This window comes from Fibrobacter sp., assembly GCF_045131395.1.
Lineage (GTDB): Bacteria > Fibrobacterota > Fibrobacteria > Fibrobacterales > Fibrobacteraceae > Fibrobacter.
Genome location: NZ_JBGUQY010000046.1, coordinates 348,995 through 365,534, shown reverse-complemented (window position 1 = coordinate 365,534; position 16,540 = coordinate 348,995). Strand labels below are relative to the sequence as shown.

General features: G+C 51.3%; 13 protein-coding genes. 3 read left to right on the top strand and 10 right to left on the bottom strand.

Going from position 1 to position 16,540, the window contains the following annotated elements; all coding sequences use genetic code 11:
* Positions 1-31: 31 nt before the first annotated feature.
* From ACJMNB_RS12750 to ACJMNB_RS12725, 6 genes are all read right to left on the bottom strand, one after another.
* Positions 32-1,960 (bottom strand): NAD(+) synthase, encoded by a 1,929-nt coding sequence (locus ACJMNB_RS12750; protein WP_405343075.1) that lies wholly within the window; start codon positions 1,958-1,960, stop codon positions 32-34.
* A gap of 29 nt (positions 1,961-1,989) precedes the next feature.
* Positions 1,990-3,510 (bottom strand): sigma 54-interacting transcriptional regulator, encoded by a 1,521-nt coding sequence (locus ACJMNB_RS12745; RefSeq protein ID WP_405343073.1) that lies wholly within the window; start codon positions 3,508-3,510, stop codon positions 1,990-1,992.
* Positions 3,511-3,529: 19 nt separating this feature from the next.
* The gene (locus ACJMNB_RS12740; protein ID WP_405343071.1) at positions 3,530-4,738 is read right to left on the bottom strand and encodes an LL-diaminopimelate aminotransferase; all 1,209 of its coding nucleotides are present in this window, start codon (positions 4,736-4,738) and stop codon (positions 3,530-3,532) included.
* Positions 4,739-4,798: 60 nt separating this feature from the next.
* On the bottom strand, positions 4,799-5,677 hold the full coding sequence (gene dapF, locus ACJMNB_RS12735; protein ID WP_405343069.1) for a diaminopimelate epimerase: 879 nt from the start codon (positions 5,675-5,677) through the stop codon (positions 4,799-4,801).
* A gap of 176 nt (positions 5,678-5,853) precedes the next feature.
* The gene (locus tag ACJMNB_RS12730; protein ID WP_405343067.1) at positions 5,854-6,171 is read right to left on the bottom strand and encodes a type II toxin-antitoxin system RelE/ParE family toxin; all 318 of its coding nucleotides are present in this window, start codon (positions 6,169-6,171) and stop codon (positions 5,854-5,856) included.
* On the bottom strand, positions 6,171-6,407 hold the full coding sequence (locus ACJMNB_RS12725) for a hypothetical protein (protein ID WP_405343065.1): 237 nt from the start codon (positions 6,405-6,407) through the stop codon (positions 6,171-6,173). The genes ACJMNB_RS12730 and ACJMNB_RS12725 overlap by 1 nt, the downstream gene beginning before the upstream one ends.
* Positions 6,408-6,668: 261 nt before the next feature.
* Here ACJMNB_RS12725 and aspS point away from each other — a divergent pair, with 261 nt between their 5' ends.
* From aspS to ACJMNB_RS12710, 3 genes are all read left to right on the top strand, one after another.
* Entirely contained in the window at positions 6,669-8,462 is a 1,794-nt protein-coding gene (gene aspS, locus ACJMNB_RS12720) for an aspartate--tRNA ligase (RefSeq protein WP_405343063.1), read from the top strand.
* Positions 8,463-8,653: 191 nt separating this feature from the next.
* The gene (aqpZ, locus tag ACJMNB_RS12715; RefSeq protein ID WP_405343061.1) at positions 8,654-9,385 is read left to right on the top strand and encodes an aquaporin Z; all 732 of its coding nucleotides are present in this window, start codon (positions 8,654-8,656) and stop codon (positions 9,383-9,385) included.
* Positions 9,386-9,706: 321 nt separating this feature from the next.
* Entirely contained in the window at positions 9,707-11,995 is a 2,289-nt protein-coding gene (locus ACJMNB_RS12710; protein ID WP_405343059.1) for a CotH kinase family protein, read from the top strand.
* Between the two features lie 24 nt (positions 11,996-12,019).
* Here ACJMNB_RS12710 and ACJMNB_RS12705 read toward each other — a convergent pair whose 3' ends face one another.
* From ACJMNB_RS12705 to ACJMNB_RS12690, 4 genes are all read right to left on the bottom strand, one after another.
* Positions 12,020-13,084, bottom strand: coding sequence for a nucleotidyltransferase family protein (locus ACJMNB_RS12705; protein WP_405343057.1), 1,065 nt, complete (start codon positions 13,082-13,084; stop codon positions 12,020-12,022).
* Positions 13,085-13,130: 46 nt separating this feature from the next.
* Positions 13,131-13,307 (bottom strand): hypothetical protein, encoded by a 177-nt coding sequence (locus tag ACJMNB_RS12700; protein ID WP_405343055.1) that lies wholly within the window; start codon positions 13,305-13,307, stop codon positions 13,131-13,133.
* A 9-nt stretch (positions 13,308-13,316) separates the two neighbouring features.
* Entirely contained in the window at positions 13,317-14,246 is a 930-nt protein-coding gene (locus ACJMNB_RS12695; RefSeq protein WP_405343053.1) for a hypothetical protein, read from the bottom strand.
* Positions 14,247-14,375: 129 nt separating this feature from the next.
* Positions 14,376-16,517: a polysaccharide biosynthesis tyrosine autokinase gene (locus ACJMNB_RS12690; protein WP_405343051.1), complete on the bottom strand. Its 2,142-nt coding sequence runs from the start codon at positions 16,515-16,517 to the stop codon at positions 14,376-14,378.
* Positions 16,518-16,540: the final 23 nt, after the last annotated feature.

Below are 16,540 nucleotides of genomic sequence, written 5' to 3'. Positions count from 1 at the left end.
GCTGGAGTTTTTTTTTCAAAGGTTACGGCTACTAGAGCCAATCGCTGAAGCTTGAATCACTGGGCATGCGCCAATCGGCACGGGGCGACAGCGAAATCGTACCCACCTTCGGGCCGTCAGGAATACAGCTGCGCTTGAACTGCTGCGTAAAGAACCTGCGGACGAATACGGTCAAAGCCTTCTTCAACTCATCGTCGCTGAACTTGCCCGCAAAGGCATACTTCGCAAGGAACAGCAGCTTTTCAGGAGCGGCGCCGTACTTGGCAAAATGGTACAGGTAGAAGTCGTGAATCTCGTAGGCGCCCAAGATGCTTTCGGTCTTCTGGGCAATCTGTCCGTTCGCATCGGCAGGCAACAGTTCCGGCGACACCGGCGTATCCAAGATATCCTTGAGCACGGCCTTCAGTTCTGCGCCAGAATTATCGGCATACCAATCCACGATGTGGCGCACCAGCGTTTTCGGAATATCGCAGTTCACCGCATACATGGACATATGGTCGGCATTATAAGTGCTCCAGCCGAGAGCAATTTCAGAAAGGTCTCCGGTACCGATGACGATTCCGCCTTCGCTGTTGGCAATATCCATGAGAATCTGGGTGCGTTCGCGGGCCTGCACGTTTTCGTAAGTCACGTTGAGAGTCTCGGGATTGTGACCGATATCTGCAAAGTGCTGCATGCAAGCCTTCTGAATGTCAACGGTACGCAGTTCCACGCCCAAGAGTTCCGCCAGCGTCACCGCATTATTCTTGGTGCGCTTGGTAGTGCCAAAGCCCGGCATGGTAAGAGCCAAAATTTCAGTGGCCGGGCGTTTCAGCAGCTTGAAGGTTTCTGCAACCACAAGCAGCGCCAGCGTAGAATCCAGGCCGCCGCTAAGACCGATGACGGCGCGGGCAGAATGCGACGCTTCGAGTCGCTTCGCAAGTCCAGCGCACTGGATGCTGAAAATTTCCGTGCTGGACTTGTCGCGAGTTTCGATATTGCCCGGCACAAAGGGCGTGGGGCAAACAAAGCGGTACTTCAACGAATCGATGGAACGCAGGCCATCGAAACTCGCCGCCCGCGCATAGAAGCTGCGGCTGTCAAAGTCTTGGAAAGAGCCTTCGCTCAGGCGCTGCATATTCAGGCGATCCACGTCCACATCGGCGTAAATAATTTCGGATTCGCGATTGAACTGCTTATTTTCAGCAATCATGCTACCGTTCTCGGCAATCATCAAATGACCGCTGAACACCATGTCGGTAGTAGATTCATGAACGCCCGCAGAAGCGTACACATAAGCCGCCATGCAGCGTGCCGACTGATTAAGCACCAGGTTACGGCGGTAATCGCACTTGCCCACCAAGGCATCGCTTGCCGACAGGTTCAAAATCACGTTCGCACCGGCCAAAGCAAGTTCACCGCTGGGCGGCACCGCCGTCCACAAGTCTTCGCAAAGTTCAACGCCCACACGGATTTCAGAGCCGTTGCCCTTCACCGTAAAGAAGTTCGTCACCGGCACATCGCCAAAGCCTTCCACCGGGCAAACCGGCGCAGCCCCGTTCAACGCACCACGCAACAAATCGCGACCGCTGGAGAAATGGCGCTTCTCGTAGAATTCGCGCTGGTTCGGCAAATGGATCTTGGGCGTCACGGCCACAAGCTTTCCGCGCTGCACAAAGGCGGCGCAGTTATAAAGGCAACCGAACATACGGAGCGGCAAACCCACCGCAATCACCGCATCGCTATCTGCAAAAGCCCCTGCAATCTTCTGGAGCGATTCCACGCTCTTCTTGAGCAACAGCTCCTGATGGAACAAGTCGCTACAGGTATAACCCGTAATGCAAAGTTCCGGGAACACCACAAAGGCTGCCTCGTTCTTGACAGCCTCGGTGGCACAGCGGATAATTTCAGCCGTGTTATTGGCGGTATCGGCGACCTTCAAGGTCGGGGCGACAGATGCGAATCGGTAAAATCCAAACATAACCTAAATATAGATTAGTTCGGGCGCAGTCAATGGTTGGACTTGATTCCAAGCTTGTTCATGCGGTAATTCATCATGCGCGGAGACACACCCAAGTCGCGGCCCGCGGCAGAAAGGTTACCGTTATTGCGCTTGATAGCCTCGGTAATGATTTCTCGCTCGTAATTGTTCATCATTACATCCAGCGGGGCAATCTTTGCACCAGAAACATCCACCGAGCCCACGCTCAGGCTTGTCTGCAGCGAAGGCGGCAAGTTGTAACTGTGAACGCAGTCGTCCGTGGCGGTAAGCACTGCACGTTCGATGCAGTTTTCCAGTTCACGCACGTTACCCGGCCAGTGGTAGCTCATGAGCAAGTTGATGGCGGTCGTCGAAAGGCGTGCCACCTTCTTGTTGTAGCGCAGGTTCATCTTTTCGATGAAGTGCTCTGCCAGCAAGATAATGTCGGACTTGCGCTTTGCCAAATCGGGCATGGTAATCGGGAAAATGTTCAAGCGGTAGAACAAGTCTTCGCGGAACTTACCCTGAGAAATCAACTCTTCCAAATTGCGGCTCGTAGCAGCCAAGAAGCGCACGTCGGAATGCAATTCTTCGTTACTGCCCACGCGGCTAAAGGTGCGTTCCTGCAAGAAGCGCAAAAGCTTCACCTGAGTCTGCATGGTAAGGTCGCCAATTTCATCCAAGAAAAGCGTACCACCGTCAGCAGCCTCTGCACGGCCAACGCGGCGATTCACCGCACCCGTAAAGGCGCCCTTCTCGTGACCGAACAATTCGCTTTCCACCAAGTTTTCCGGGAGGGCGGCGCAGTTCAGCGTAATGAACGGCTTATCCTTTCTTGCAGACAAATTCACAATCGCACGGGCAATCATTTCCTTACCCGTACCGCTACCGCCACGAATCAAGACCGTAGCATCGCTGGGGGCCACCTGGCGCACCTGTTCGTAAATCATCTGCATTTCGCGGCAGTTACCCACCAGGTCGCCGGGATTGTTCGAAAGCATATCGCGAAGCCTGCGGTTTTCTTCGAGCATGGTTTCACGCTCGTTGTGCAACTCGATGCATTCGTTGGCGGCATCACCCGTAATGTTCGCGATAATTTCAAGCAGGGCAACGTCGCGATCCAAATCCGTAGAGCCATCGACCGGGCGGTCAATGGACAAGGTACCGATTACTTCGCCGTCATGAATCAGCGGCACGCAAATAAAGGCCACCTGGGTTTCGTAATGACGGCTACCCGTGCGGTTCAAGAAGCGGGAATCCTTGCGCAGGTCAGGAATCACATGGCTAATGCCGCGTTCAGCCACATGGCCCGTAATGCCTTCGCCCATGCGGTAAGAGCCGCGCTGTTTTTCAGATTCATCAAGACCGCGGGAAGCTTCGATTTTAAGAGTATCACCGAACAGGAGCGCGAAAGTACCGCGCAGCATTCCAAGTTCAGCTTCCAAGATGCCGAGTACGTTTTCCAGCAATTTCTCCACATTGCGTTCGTGAATAATCGCGACGCTAATCTTCTGGATGACAGAAATTTCTGGACCTATTGGAGAGGGCATGGTCATAAGATAGTAATTCCTACAGTTTTTCCTTGATTCTCTGCAGTGCAACTTTAGTGCGTTCGTGGTCACCAAAGGCGGTCAAGCGGAAATATCCTTCGCCGCAGGGGCCAAAGCCGCTACCCGGGGTACCCACCACCTGGCAAGTGGCAAGGAGCCTGTCGAAGAAATCGAAGGATTTTTCACCTTCGGGGAGCTTCCACCAAATATAGGGAGCGTGTTCGCCACCAAAGACCGTGTAACCGGCAGCCGTCAGTTCCTTGCGGATGAGCTTGGCGGTATCCATATAGCCCTTGATGACTTCCGTGGTTTCTTTCCAGCCCTGGGGGGTATAAATGGCTTCGGCAGCTCGCTGGGTCACGTAGTTCACGCCGTTGAACTTGGTGCACTGGCGACGGTTCCACATGGCATGGAGCTTGGAAAGTTCGTGCGGGATCACCGTGTAGGCGCAACGCACGCCCGTAAAGCCGGCCGTCTTACTGAAGCTGCGGAATTCAATGGCGCAAGTGCGGGCACCCGGAATCTCGAAAATAGAGTGCGGGAGCGATTCGTCCTGAATATAGCAGTTGTAGGCACCATCAAACAGAATCAAAGAACCCGTTTCGTTGGCATAATTCACGAATTTCTGCAAAGTTTCGCGACTAAGAACCGTACCCGTGGGGTTGTTCGGACTGCAAAGGTAGATCAGCTGCACCGGATTCTTGGGCAAATCCGGCTGGAAATTGTTTTCGGCGGTAGAAGCCAGGTAAGTGACTTCAGAGAAATGACCATCGGCCTGAAGGGTTCCGGTACGGCCAGCCATCACGTTGGAGTCCAAATAGACCGGATAAACAGGGTCCGGGATGGCAATCTTTACATTTTCTGAAAAGAGTTCCTGGATATTAGCCACATCGCACTTGGAACCATCGCTCACGAAGATGTCGCCCGGGTCCATTTCGATGCCGCGGGCGGTGTATTCCCCACGGACGATTGCTTCGCGCAAAAAGTCGTAGCCCTGTTCGGGGCCGTAGCCGCGGAAGGTGTCCTTCACAGCCATTTCGTCCACAGCCTTGTGCATGGCCTTGATAACTTCGGGAATGAGCGGCGTGGTCACGTCACCGATACCCAGGCGGATAATGTCTGCATCGGCGTGTTCGCCCTGGTATTCCTTGATTTTACGGGCGATGGTAGAGAAAAGGTAAGAGCCAGGAAGGCGGTCGTAGTTGGAATTTATATAGGATTCGTTCATAATTTATTTGTTTTCTTTAAGTTAAACGTCATTGCGAGCCAAAGGCGAAGCAATCTTTTTTTAGTCGATCGTCCCCCTGAAGACTTCCTCCGCAGGGCCGGTCATGAGGACCGGGCCGCCTTCTTCGTGCTTGATATGCAAAACGCCGCCATCCAATACGATGTCGGCTTCGACGCCCACGCGGCCAGTGCGCTGGGCCGCAACGAGGGTTGCGCAGCTGCCGGTACCGCAGGCCATGGTGACTCCGCAACCCCGTTCCCAAACCCGCATGCGGATTTGGGTGGGCGTGGAACCAGTCGCAGGAATTACCTGCGCAAATTCAATGTTGCAACGATCGGGGAACTGAGAATCTACTTCCAAGATGCTTCCCCACTTTTCAAGCTGAATCTTTTCAATGTCATCCACAAAGATTACTGCATGCGGATTTCCCATGGAAACCGTTTCGGCTGTAAAGTCGAAGCTGTCGGCCGTGAGCTTGATGGAGCCCAAGAAGTTTCTCGGAAGGCCCATGTCCACGCACACGCGGCCATCGTCCAAAAGGGCAGGCTTTACCAGGCCACTCTTGGTGTGCAAATTAAACACTTTAGTATTGGCATCTTTTGCAAGACCACGGCTGCGAATGTACTTTGCCACGCAACGAGTGGCGTTACCGCACATGGCGGCCTCGGAGCCATCGGCGTTAAAGATGCGCATTTCGAAATCCACGCCGTTTGCCATTGCCTTTGCAACAGGACCATCGCTGATACCGTCAAGCACCAAGCAACCATCCTTATCCATCGGAGTCACGATGACCACGCCATCGGCACCGATGCCAAAGCGGCGATCGCAAAGCTTAATGACACGTTCTGTAAAAGCAGCGCCATATTCCGGCGTCTGACCCGGTTCATAAAGCACGAAATCGTTGCCCAACCCGGTCCATTTTGAAAAACTTAAAGACATAGTTCGATTCTCTTTATTTTAAACCGTGCCTTTAATGCAAAAAATGTGCCAACTTTACAAAAATTGTTAAAGTTGGTCAAAATCAGCGATTTTGAGAAAATTTAAGCAAATTCAAAAATTTGAATATTTACATTTTATGTAAATCAAAGAAACTCGCTTTACATTTTATGTAAATATTATTTCGACAGAACCTGCGGCAGATTTCTTTTAGAATAAACCACATGGACAATGAAAACACTTCGCGAGTTTTCATCCACGGTATAAAATACTGAAAAATTGCGGACTGAAAAATAACGCACACCCTCAGAATACCAAGGCTCTTCCATATAGCGGTGATATCTACTAGGCATAATAGACAAACCACTCATCGCACGCTGCAAAGAATCAATCACATCGTCCGCCGTCCTGACAGACTGCAATTCTGTAGAAATATAGGAGTATATTCCAGCAAGGTCGGACTTTGCCCGTTCAGTTACTAAGATCTTGTATTCCATTACGCGTGGCTATGCTTAATGTCCGCGAAAGCCTCTTGCAACGAGGTATAACGACCTTCTTTCACATCATCCAGACCCATTCTCATTTTAGTCCGGAATTCCTCTTCAGATTCCGCAAGCGGAGCCATACGTTCCTGCTCATACTGGAAAAGCAAAAACTGGATGTATTTGGATACATCTTCAAGATAGGATTCCGGCAATAGCCGGAGTTCTTTTTCCAGAACATCGTAGGACATAATCAATCTCCTCTTCTAAATATACACAAATGTTCAAAAAAATACAACCCCCGACCAAGGTCCAACATAGAGCACCCAAACGCATCAAAAGTGCTAAACAGGAATCATACTGGCGCACCCCCTCCCCCTTTGGCATAAATATTGACGCCTTCGGCGTCCGTGGCTGCGGCTCGGATATGCAAAAACAAGTTTTTGCGCATCACTCACCTTGCACACTTTTGCTATATTTTGCCCCGAAAAATTATCTTCAAGGATACAACTATGAAACGTACTCATAACTGCGGCCAGCTGCGCAAGGCAGATGTTGGCCAGACCGTAACACTCGCCGGTTGGGTGGATCGTCGCCGCGACCATGGTGGTGTGATTTTTGTGGACCTCCGCGACAAGTATGGCAAGACCCAGATCGTCTTCAACCCGGACTACAATGTCGACGTGATGAAGACCGCCGAACAGCTCCGCAACGAATACGTGATCACCGTTACCGGTAAGGTCTACGCCCGCGAAGAAGGCAACACCAACGAAAAGCTCGCCACGGGTGAAATCGAAGTCAAGATCGAACAGATCGAAATCTTGAACGCCGCCCTCACCTCTCCGCTCGCCATTAACGACCCGAACGAAGAATGCAAGGAAAACGACGACCTGCGCCTGCAGTACCGTTACCTCGACCTTCGCCGTCCGTGGATCCAGAAGAAGCTCCTCCTCAAGAGCCGCTTCCTCAAGGCCGTGTACGACTTCTTCTACTCTAACGGTTTCGAAAACATTGAAACTCCGGTGCTCTGCAAGTCCACTCCGGAAGGCGCTCGCGACTACCTGGTGCCGTCCCGCGTGAACCCGGGCAAGTTCTACGCCCTCCCGCAGTCTCCGCAGCAGTACAAGCAGCTTTTGATGATCGCCGGCATGGACCGCTACTTCCAGATTGCGAAGTGCTTCCGCGACGAAGACCTCCGCGCCGACCGTCAGCCTGAATTTACGCAGATCGACGTCGAAATGTCCTTCGTGGACCAGGACGACGTGATGGCCATGTTCGACAAGTTCGTGACCGAAGTTCTCGGCAAGGTCTGGGACTTCGAACCGCCCAAGAAGATCCGCCGCATGAAGTGGCACGAAGCCATGCTCAAGTATGGTTCCGACAAGCCGGACCTCCGCTTCGACCTCGAAATCCACGATGTGTCTGAAATCGGTGCCAAGTCCGAATTCGGCGTGTTCAAGAACTGCGTTGCCGCCGGTGGCAAGATCCGCGGTATCGCCGCCAAGGGCTGCGTGGACTTCACCCGCAAGCAGATCGACGAACTCACCGCTTACGTTGCCAAGTACGGTTCTAAGGGCCTCGTGTGGATGCGCGTCAAGGAAAACGACGAAGTGGAAACCCAGGTCGGCAAGTTCTTCACCACTGAACAGCTCAACGAACTCCGCGACGCTGTCGGTGCCAAGTGCGGCGACATGATGTTCTTCATCGCCGGTCCGGAAAAGGTTGCTGCAACCGCTATGGGTCAGCTCCGCTTGGAAGTCGCCCGCATCAAGGGTCTCCGCGATCCGAAGAAGCGCGAATTTGTCTGGATTACCGAATTCCCGATGTTCGAATACAGCGACACCGAAGGCCGCTACATGGCCATGCACCACCCGTTCACCAACCCGTTGCCTGAACACCTCGACATGATGCTCGGTGGCAACCTGAAGGATTGCAACGCCGAAGCTTACGACCTCGTGCTTAACGGTGTTGAAATCGGTGGCGGTTCTATCCGTATTCACAACCCGGAAGTCCAGGAAAAGGTGTTCCGCCTGCTCGGCCTCTCCGAAGAACAGGTGAAGGAAAAGTTCGGCTTCTTCGTCGACGCCTTCAAGTACGGCGCTCCTCCGCACGGTGGTTTGGCATTCGGTCTCGACCGCGTTGTGGCTACCATGGAAGGCGAAGAATCCATCCGTGACTTCATCGCATTCCCAAAGAACACCAGCGCTTCTAGCCCGATGGACCAGTGCCCGAGCGAAGTGGATCTGCAGCAGCTGCAGGACATCCACATCTCCGTGCAGATGCCCAAGACTGCCGAGAAAAAGTAGTCCGTAAAGTCGACCGACTAAATCGGACTTCTAGAAAGACCCCGCGAAAGCGGGGTTTTCTTTTTTTTACCCAGAGTGTGTGTTTACTCACGAAAACTTTTTTTCACACCCCAAAACCCTATTTCAAAAAACTCTTTTACTAAATTGAAAACAGACTCTTAACCCCCAACCCTCAATATGGAGAAAATCAAATGAAACTTTCTACTCGCGCCATTGCCGAAGCTATCGGCACGTTCTGGCTTGTGTTTGGCGGCTGCGGTGCAGCTGTTCTCGCCTGCGGCGTCCCGACTACTGGTATCGGCTACGTGGGCGTGTCCCTCGCCTTCGGCCTTACCGTGCTCACCATGGCTTATGCGATTGGCCACATTTCCGGTTGCCACTTGAACCCGGCTGTTACGCTCGGTCAGGTTGCAGGCGGCCGCTTCCCGGCTAAGGAAGCTCCGGCCTACATCGCCGCCCAGGTGATTGGCGGTATCATTGCAGCAGCCCTGCTTTACGCAATAGCATGCCCCGACCTCACCAACGCTGGCATCGGCGCCTTCGCTACCAACGGCTGGTCCGATTCCCTCAAGGACGGCCTGAACGCCTTTGGCGGCAAGACCTCTGGCATGCTCTCCGCATTCCTCATCGAAACCGTGCTCACAGCTATCTTCCTGTTCGTGATCATGGGCGCTACCGATGGCCGCGCTCCGGCAGGCTTTGCTCCAATCGCAATCGGTCTCTGCCTCACGCTCATTCACCTCATCTCTATCCCGGTGACCAACACCTCCGTGAACCCGGCCCGCTCTACTGCCATGGCCGTGTTCGTTGGCGGCGCTGCCATCAAGCAGCTCTGGCTCTTCTGGGTAGCCCCGATTCTCGGTGGCGTGATCGGCGGTGTCGCATACAAGTGCATCGCCGAATGCAAGTGCTGCAAAAAGTAAGAACATTTTCGGGCTAATTCGCCCGTTTTGGCGAGCATATTTCGCCATCTCTCCCCGCCCTCAAAGCGGGGATTTTTGATGCCTACGGCATCCATGGCATCATGGACTCACCTCGCACATTTTTTACACAAAATCCTGCGAAATTTTCAAGAATTAAAGATTTCGGAACTTTTTACCCCACAAAAATCTTAAACAGATGTGATATGCATCAACTCAAAAGAAAAAGCTGTAAATAATACATTAACAATACACTTTTCAAAAAAAATCTTGTTACTTTAAGAATCGGTGTTGAGAGAAATGGCCAAAAGCCAGGGGCTTGTTATGCAAAAAAAATCAGTTCTTTTACCTATTATCGTTGCCGGTACATTATTCATTGGTTGCTCCGACAAATCTGACGATTCGACCTCCGTCGTCGATCCGGGCACCAGCACGCTAGAGCCAGAATCCCCCTATATCGACCCGAATACGGGTGAATACGTAAACCCTGAAACGGGAGAAACCAAACCTACCGTTCCTTACGTGGATCCCGAAACCGGCGAGACAGTCCCGGGCATCGAGGTGACCGATCCCAACACCGGCAAGATCGACACGATTCCGGTAAACATCCCCAACCAGGGCGGTACCACGCCTACATCGTCTTCGGCAAACAACGGCACCGACCCCCAGAACCCCAATTTGAACCCGTCTACCCAGAGTTCTTCTTCGGGAGACATTCTCTACCTGTCTTCCAGTAGCCTGAAGGAATACGAAGACAACCACAAGGCCAAGGAAACCTTCTTGCCGAAGGCCGGTTTCTATTCCAGCCTGACCATTGAACCGCCGACTCCGCAAAAGGGTGGCGAAATCCGTTGCACCTTCGACGGCTCCTTCCCCACTCAGGCCTCCGAACAGCTTACGCAGGCCAAGCAGATTACCGAGAACACCGTTATCCGCTGCTCTGAATTCGTGAACGGCCAGGCGGCCGATACCACCACCCAGACCTACTTTATCGGCGAAAACGTGTCGATGCCCGTGGTGGCCCTTACCGTGAATCACCACGACATGTTCGACTCTACCGACGGTCTGTACGCCACGGGCGACTTGACCAATAATCCTGGCATGGGCAACTGGGGCGGAGTCGGTGGCGATGACACCAACAACCCCAAATGTACAGAACCCTGCAAGCAGGCAAACTTCTGGAGAGACGACGAATTCCCCGTACACGTGGAATACTTCGAAAACGGAAGCTCTACCACCGAAAAGACCTGGGAAATCGACGCAGGCATCTCGATTATCGGTAACTACAGCCGCTACAAGCCCAAGAAGAGCGTCGCCATCAAGATGGACAACGACGACTACGGCGACAAGGTTCTCAAGTATTCTTTCTTCAAGACCCGCCCCGAAGCCAAGAAGATGAAGAGCTTCAACCTGCGCAACAACGGCAACCGTTTCTGGACCGACTACTTTGGCGACCCCATGCTGGTGAGCCTGATGGAAGGCACCGACGTGGATTACCAGCGTAGCCTCCAGGTAGTGGTGTTCTACAACGGCGAATACTTCGGCATTCACGACCTGCGCGAACGCCTGAACAGAAGCTTTGTCGAAACCAACTACGGTATCGATTCCAAGAGCATCAACGTGGTCAAGAACTGCGCCAATGGCGACCAGGGCTGCGTCAACGGATGGGCCCCCAGCGGTACCAACGGGGCCTCCAGCACCGAATTCGGCCAGGTGGTAAATTCCATTACCGGCGGCAACTTCGCCGGCGAGAACAACCAGTCTTACGCCCAGCTCAAGGAAAAGCTGAACGTCAACAGTTTCGCCCAGTACATGGTCGCCGAAATGTACATCCACAACGGCGACTGGCCCAACAACAACATTCGCGCCTGGGGCAGCCCGCAGAACGGATACCCCTTCAAGTTCATGATCTTCGACGTGGACCACGGTTACGGCTTTACCCCGGGCATCATGGGCTTCGACACCGAAAGCCAGAACATGTTCCAGTGGGTACTGGGTAGCGCCACCGAAAATAACAATGGCGGCAACCAGACCACCCCGGGCCAAGGCGGCATCGGCGGCGGCATGGGCTTTGGCATGGGCGGCAATACCACCATCGGCAACATGCTCAAGAAGCTCCTGGAAAACCCCGATTTCAGGCACCTGTTCATCAACCAGGCTTGCATCCTCTTGAACGACTACCTGACCTACGAAAAGGTCCAGCAGGCCATCAAGAAGCAACTGGAAATGCTCCCCAGCTCCGAACAGTCCCGCGACGAACAGCGCTGGCCCCGCAACCAGGCAAAGTACAACTGGTCTCCTTCCGGCGCCGACATCCTGAGATTCGCCCAGAACCGCACCGAAACCTTCAGGCAGGAACTTGCCACCTATTTCAACCTCCAGAGCGAAGCTACCGTGACCATCGCAGCTAGCGGCAGCGGCACCGTCCTGGTCGACGGAATGCGCCTCCCCAGCTCCAACTACCAGGGTAAATTCTTTGCCGACGTAGACATGGTTCTCACGGCCGTTCCCGAAGCCGGAAGAATTTTCGACGGCTGGACCGACGGCAATACCGAAAACCCGAGAAAGGTGCAAGTCACCAACGGAGCAAATTTCTCCGCCAAGTTCAAGTAACCGCCAACAAAAACTTTAAGCAAATTAACGCTTGTACTTGTACAACAAGTACAGGCGTTTTGGTATATAGTACAGGAACACGCCCCAATAGCGGAGCAAGAACCAAGAAACCTCGGGAAAATCGAAAGACAGCATGCGCACCAGGCGCAGCCTGTTCCTCACCCACCACATAAATACGCCGCCGCGCTTGCGCTTGGCATTCTTGCCGAAGTTCCCGTCATCGGACATTTCTGCAAGCAGAACACGCCCGCGCGAAGCATCCGGAGCACAGAGCAGGTATTCGTCTTTTAGCCCGAGACATTCCGAAAGCACCCACATGAGCGCCCCCGCCATGGGCCTAAGCCCCGTCTTGGCCAGCGCCTCGCTGACCTCGGCACGTTCCGACTCCTTGGACGCCTGCAGCAGCACCGCATAGTCCATAATCTGGCGGAAACCCACCCCCTGCCCCAGCAAATGCTTGCGAATATGCGAAAGCTGCATCAGCAGCGAGAATTTATTCGAAGCCACGTTGAACCCCTCGCCCACCGCCACCGGATTCTCAATTTCGTACGAAAGAATCTGTTTTAAGCGTTTGTTCGCAAAGGGGTTCCGACAATCGTAGATGTAGTTAAAGTGTACCTCTACATCGACCCCGAAAACATCCCTGGGGAGAGTCACCTCATGTGCAGAGAACTTCCCCTTCTCTAGCAACCCCATCTGAGAAAGCAACGAGACCACCCTGTCGCGGCCACCTGCCACCCAAATATCGATATCGCCAGTCTGCCGAATAAACTTGTCCGGGTAGATCCGCGAATTGGACTGTCCCTTAAGAATAACGGACTTCGCGTCCTGCTCAGCAAAAAGCGACGTCAACTTTTTTGAAAGTTCGTAATGGGTCTGGTTCAGCCCGCGAATGGCCTCGGCCTGGTAAAACCACTTAAGGTACAGGTCCTTGGGCATCCGGCTTTCTATATCGGGGTACACCCGCTGCAGCCCATAAAAAACAACGCCGAGGAGTGACTGACGGGCAACCTGCTTATACAGCCCGTTCCACTCTTCGGCATTCAATTCGACCAATTCACCCGGCGCATCGCCTAAGGCCGTCCGCAACAGGTCGAAAAATACAGCGGACAAACGGTTATCGCGTACAGCGCTACTACGCGTGGCGGTCCGTCCCTTTATTAAGGTTAAAGCCGAATTCGTCATCGTACTCGTCGGCATCGGAACCATCGTCAAAAGGACCAGAACCTGCAAGCAGGCTCATTTCGCCGCGCATATCCAGGATGGTCATCTTGGGCGCCACGTATTCTTTTTTCCAAAACTCAGTCTTCATTGCCGCCCCCTACTTGATGGTCACTTTCTTGCCGTTATAGAAGTAATTACCCTTAACGGTCGGCTTCTTATTGAGCTTGCGGCCCTTCATGTCGTACCAACCCGTAGAGCTATTGGTGAACTCACCGGTATAGGTATTCAAGGAATGGATTGCCGTAGTTTGGCCATTTTCATCCAAGAAAATCACATCAATTGTTGCAGGCAATTCATCGGGAGTCAAAGCGGCCACCGATTCACCATCGGCATCCTTAGAGAGAGCCTTTTTCTTGGGATTGTACTTCATATAGGCTCGCAAGGGACGGACATAGGCCCCCGCCTTACCCTTAACAAATTGACCTTGATGAATCATCTTTCCGTCAACTTCTTTTTCTTTAGCGGCAAAACCATAAACGTAGCCCAGTTCCGGATCGCCCGTTTCCCAAGCCTTGTAAGTATAGGTTCCCGTAAACTCCCACGGACCAAAGGCATATGCTTTGTTACCACCAGTCGTGGTATTCAAAGTAATCGGGTAACAGTGATCATTAGCTAAAGATATATGATCTTTACTCACACGTAAAAAATAAGGCGTATTCGCTTCAGTATCTTGGACGGGACTTGCATAAATAGCCCATGTTTGAGCATTTACGATATTATCAATCTTAGAAATACTAGCCCATTCACTCATGCAACCATTTTGGATAACAAATGGGAACATAATTGTCGCCGGCTTTCCCCATTCCCCAGAGAAATTGCGACTATAGTAGAAAGAGTCAGCCACCACATCTTCGGTGATTTCGACTGTTTCTTTAGAATCGGCATCGAAAATGGCAGTCCTTTTACCATTCAAGTATTTGATGGTCACGGCACCGTATTTGCCAAGAACCTCACCCTCTTCGGCAGCGAAAGAACAGGCCAAACCAGCGACCAGGCCCAAAACAGCGATTTTCGTGAAAATACTCATATATTCAACCAACCTAATTTTTTTTTACAAATATATATTTTTCCGCACCCCTCGTAAAGTGCGGACGCTCACAAAAACAGGCTTTTACGCCTATTTTTTAATCCAAAGTAGAATATTCCACAAAAAATTTTACTTTCCGTAGCGTCCCTTGCCATAATCCCCGTAGCCATAACGGCCCGGTTCGCGCTCGCAATGGTTCATTACGATTGCACCCGGCTTATCGGAATAACGCTTCACTCGTTCGACGGTTTCCTTGATTTCTTCCATACTGTGGCGACCATAATGTAGCACATACAAGGAGTAATCCACCAGAGGGCAAATCAGTTCCGTATCGGTCACCAAATTCAGCGGCGGAGTATCCACAATCACCAAATCATATTTTTGGCGGGCTTCTTTCAGCAGTTTATCCATGGCATCGCCACGCAACAATTCGCAGGCGGCAAGTTTTGTCTTGCCCGCGTTCATCACAAACAAATTATCTTCGTATTTAGAAACAGCTGCAGTATCCAGCGTCGCCAAGCCAAGCAGCACATCTGCCAAGCCGAACTTACACCCACTGTGAATAACACCGCGGCGCATGTCGGCATCAATCAATAAAATCTTTTTGCCACTAGCGGCCATGGTTGCGGCTAAATTCAAAGAAACAAAGCTCTTGCCCGCACCCGGAATAAGGCCCATGACCAAAATCACCGAATGCTCCGGATTGGGCATCAAGAAAGCCAAGGCAGTCTGTAAAGCGCGGAACGCCTCACAAACACTATCATCACATTCTTGCAATACAAAGGGGCGCCCATGGTGCAGATGCCGGTGTCCACGCAATATTTTATTAGCAGATTGAGGAATCTTTGCAAATACGCTCAAGCCCGTTTCACGCTCAATTTCAGAGGAACTACGCACACCATTTTTGAGCATATGCATTAGAAATACAAATAAAACGCCTAATAAAAAACCTACTGCTGCAGACGTCATTAATATACGAGTTTTATTAGGCTTACTTTGAACCTGCTCTATTTGAGCAAAATCCACAATGCGTACATTCCCCACTTCACCGGCACGGACTACACGCAACTGCTGAATATTGTTCAGCATATTGGTATAGACTTCATTGTTCACCGCCACTTCTTCTTGTAAGCGGTTCACTTCTTGCTGAGTCAAAGGCATCTTTTCGGCATTCTTCTTGAGTTGAGCCAGTTCGGCTCGTAGCTTATTTTGCTGTTTTATAATAGTCTGAACATTCGGGTGCTCCGCCTTAAATAAACGCATGGCAGCTTGTCGTTCTTGCTCCAATTGCATAATCTGGCGCTGCAGCTGGCTTTCTTTATCCAAGTGGGCTTTTGTTTCGCCACCAATATCCACAGAACCTATGCTGTAACGATAATCGGCTAGAATCTTTTCTGCACTATCCAATTTAGCCTTAACACCAGGCAACTGACTTTCGAGGAACTCCAATGTTTTTTCAGCTTCGGCACTGCGCATCTCTACATTTTGTCGCAAATAAGTCTTTGCTATGGTATTCAAAATAGAGGCTGCACGATCAGGATAGCGATGGCTAAAACGAATTGAGATGATTCCCGTTTGTTTTCCCTTTTCAGTAACATTCAGAACCCTCTCCAAAGTTCGTTCTGCCTTCAACCGAGAACCTTGAATGAGCTTAAATTTTTGATTAATGTTTGCATCCATATAATTCACTCGAATCGAAAGTGTATCATTTGCATGCTTAATGGTATAAAGTTTTCCTACTTTACCTTCAAGAATTGACTTACCTTCAGGATTGATTAAAGAATAGGAATTGCTGTCTTTCACAATAGCAGTCCATGTTTTCGCACGAAGCTTCAAAGGAATGTTTAATGAATCAATATCCATTCGTCCTTCTTTATGCGTAAGCCTATCCCAAAAACCAATAGGGACCGCCTTTATGTGCATATGCTCAGCTGCTACAACATAACTAAGTACCATTCGGCTTTTGATGAGTTGAATTTCTGCATCAGCAGGACTAGCCATTTCAAGAACAGCCCCCATTTCACCAAAAGCTTTTGTTGCTTTACTGCTTCCTCCCTTAACATTCACCTGTAAAAGAACATCGCTTGTGTACTGTGGACGAACCCACATGGCGTAGCCAGCACCAATAATTATTGCGGCAAGCGAGAACAAAAAAACAACAAACTTCTTCAACCAAATTAAGGAAAGAGCCTCAAAAAGAGTTGATGAATTGCTCAACTGAGCTAAAGGAACGTGTAAATTGTTGTTTGCGATATTTTTTTCTTCAGACATAAAAACCTGCATATCTAAAAAAT

Coding starts and splice junctions, on each gene's coding strand:
- ACJMNB_RS12750 (WP_405343075.1), bottom strand. CDS start 1,960: ATGTTTGGATTTTACCGATTCGCATCTGTCGCCCCGACCTTGAAGGTC.
- ACJMNB_RS12745 (WP_405343073.1), bottom strand. CDS start 3,510: ATGCCCTCTCCAATAGGTCCAGAAATTTCTGTCATCCAGAAGATTAGC.
- ACJMNB_RS12740 (WP_405343071.1), bottom strand. CDS start 4,738: ATGAACGAATCCTATATAAATTCCAACTACGACCGCCTTCCTGGCTCT.
- dapF (WP_405343069.1), bottom strand. CDS start 5,677: ATGTCTTTAAGTTTTTCAAAATGGACCGGGTTGGGCAACGATTTCGTG.
- ACJMNB_RS12730 (WP_405343067.1), bottom strand. CDS start 6,171: ATGGAATACAAGATCTTAGTAACTGAACGGGCAAAGTCCGACCTTGCT.
- ACJMNB_RS12725 (WP_405343065.1), bottom strand. CDS start 6,407: ATGTCCTACGATGTTCTGGAAAAAGAACTCCGGCTATTGCCGGAATCC.
- aspS (WP_405343063.1), top strand. CDS start 6,669: ATGAAACGTACTCATAACTGCGGCCAGCTGCGCAAGGCAGATGTTGGC.
- aqpZ (WP_405343061.1), top strand. CDS start 8,654: ATGAAACTTTCTACTCGCGCCATTGCCGAAGCTATCGGCACGTTCTGG.
- ACJMNB_RS12710 (WP_405343059.1), top strand. CDS start 9,707: ATGCAAAAAAAATCAGTTCTTTTACCTATTATCGTTGCCGGTACATTA.
- ACJMNB_RS12700 (WP_405343055.1), bottom strand. CDS start 13,307: ATGAAGACTGAGTTTTGGAAAAAAGAATACGTGGCGCCCAAGATGACC.
- ACJMNB_RS12695 (WP_405343053.1), bottom strand. CDS start 14,246: ATGAGTATTTTCACGAAAATCGCTGTTTTGGGCCTGGTCGCTGGTTTG.
- ACJMNB_RS12690 (WP_405343051.1), bottom strand. CDS start 16,517: ATGTCTGAAGAAAAAAATATCGCAAACAACAATTTACACGTTCCTTTA.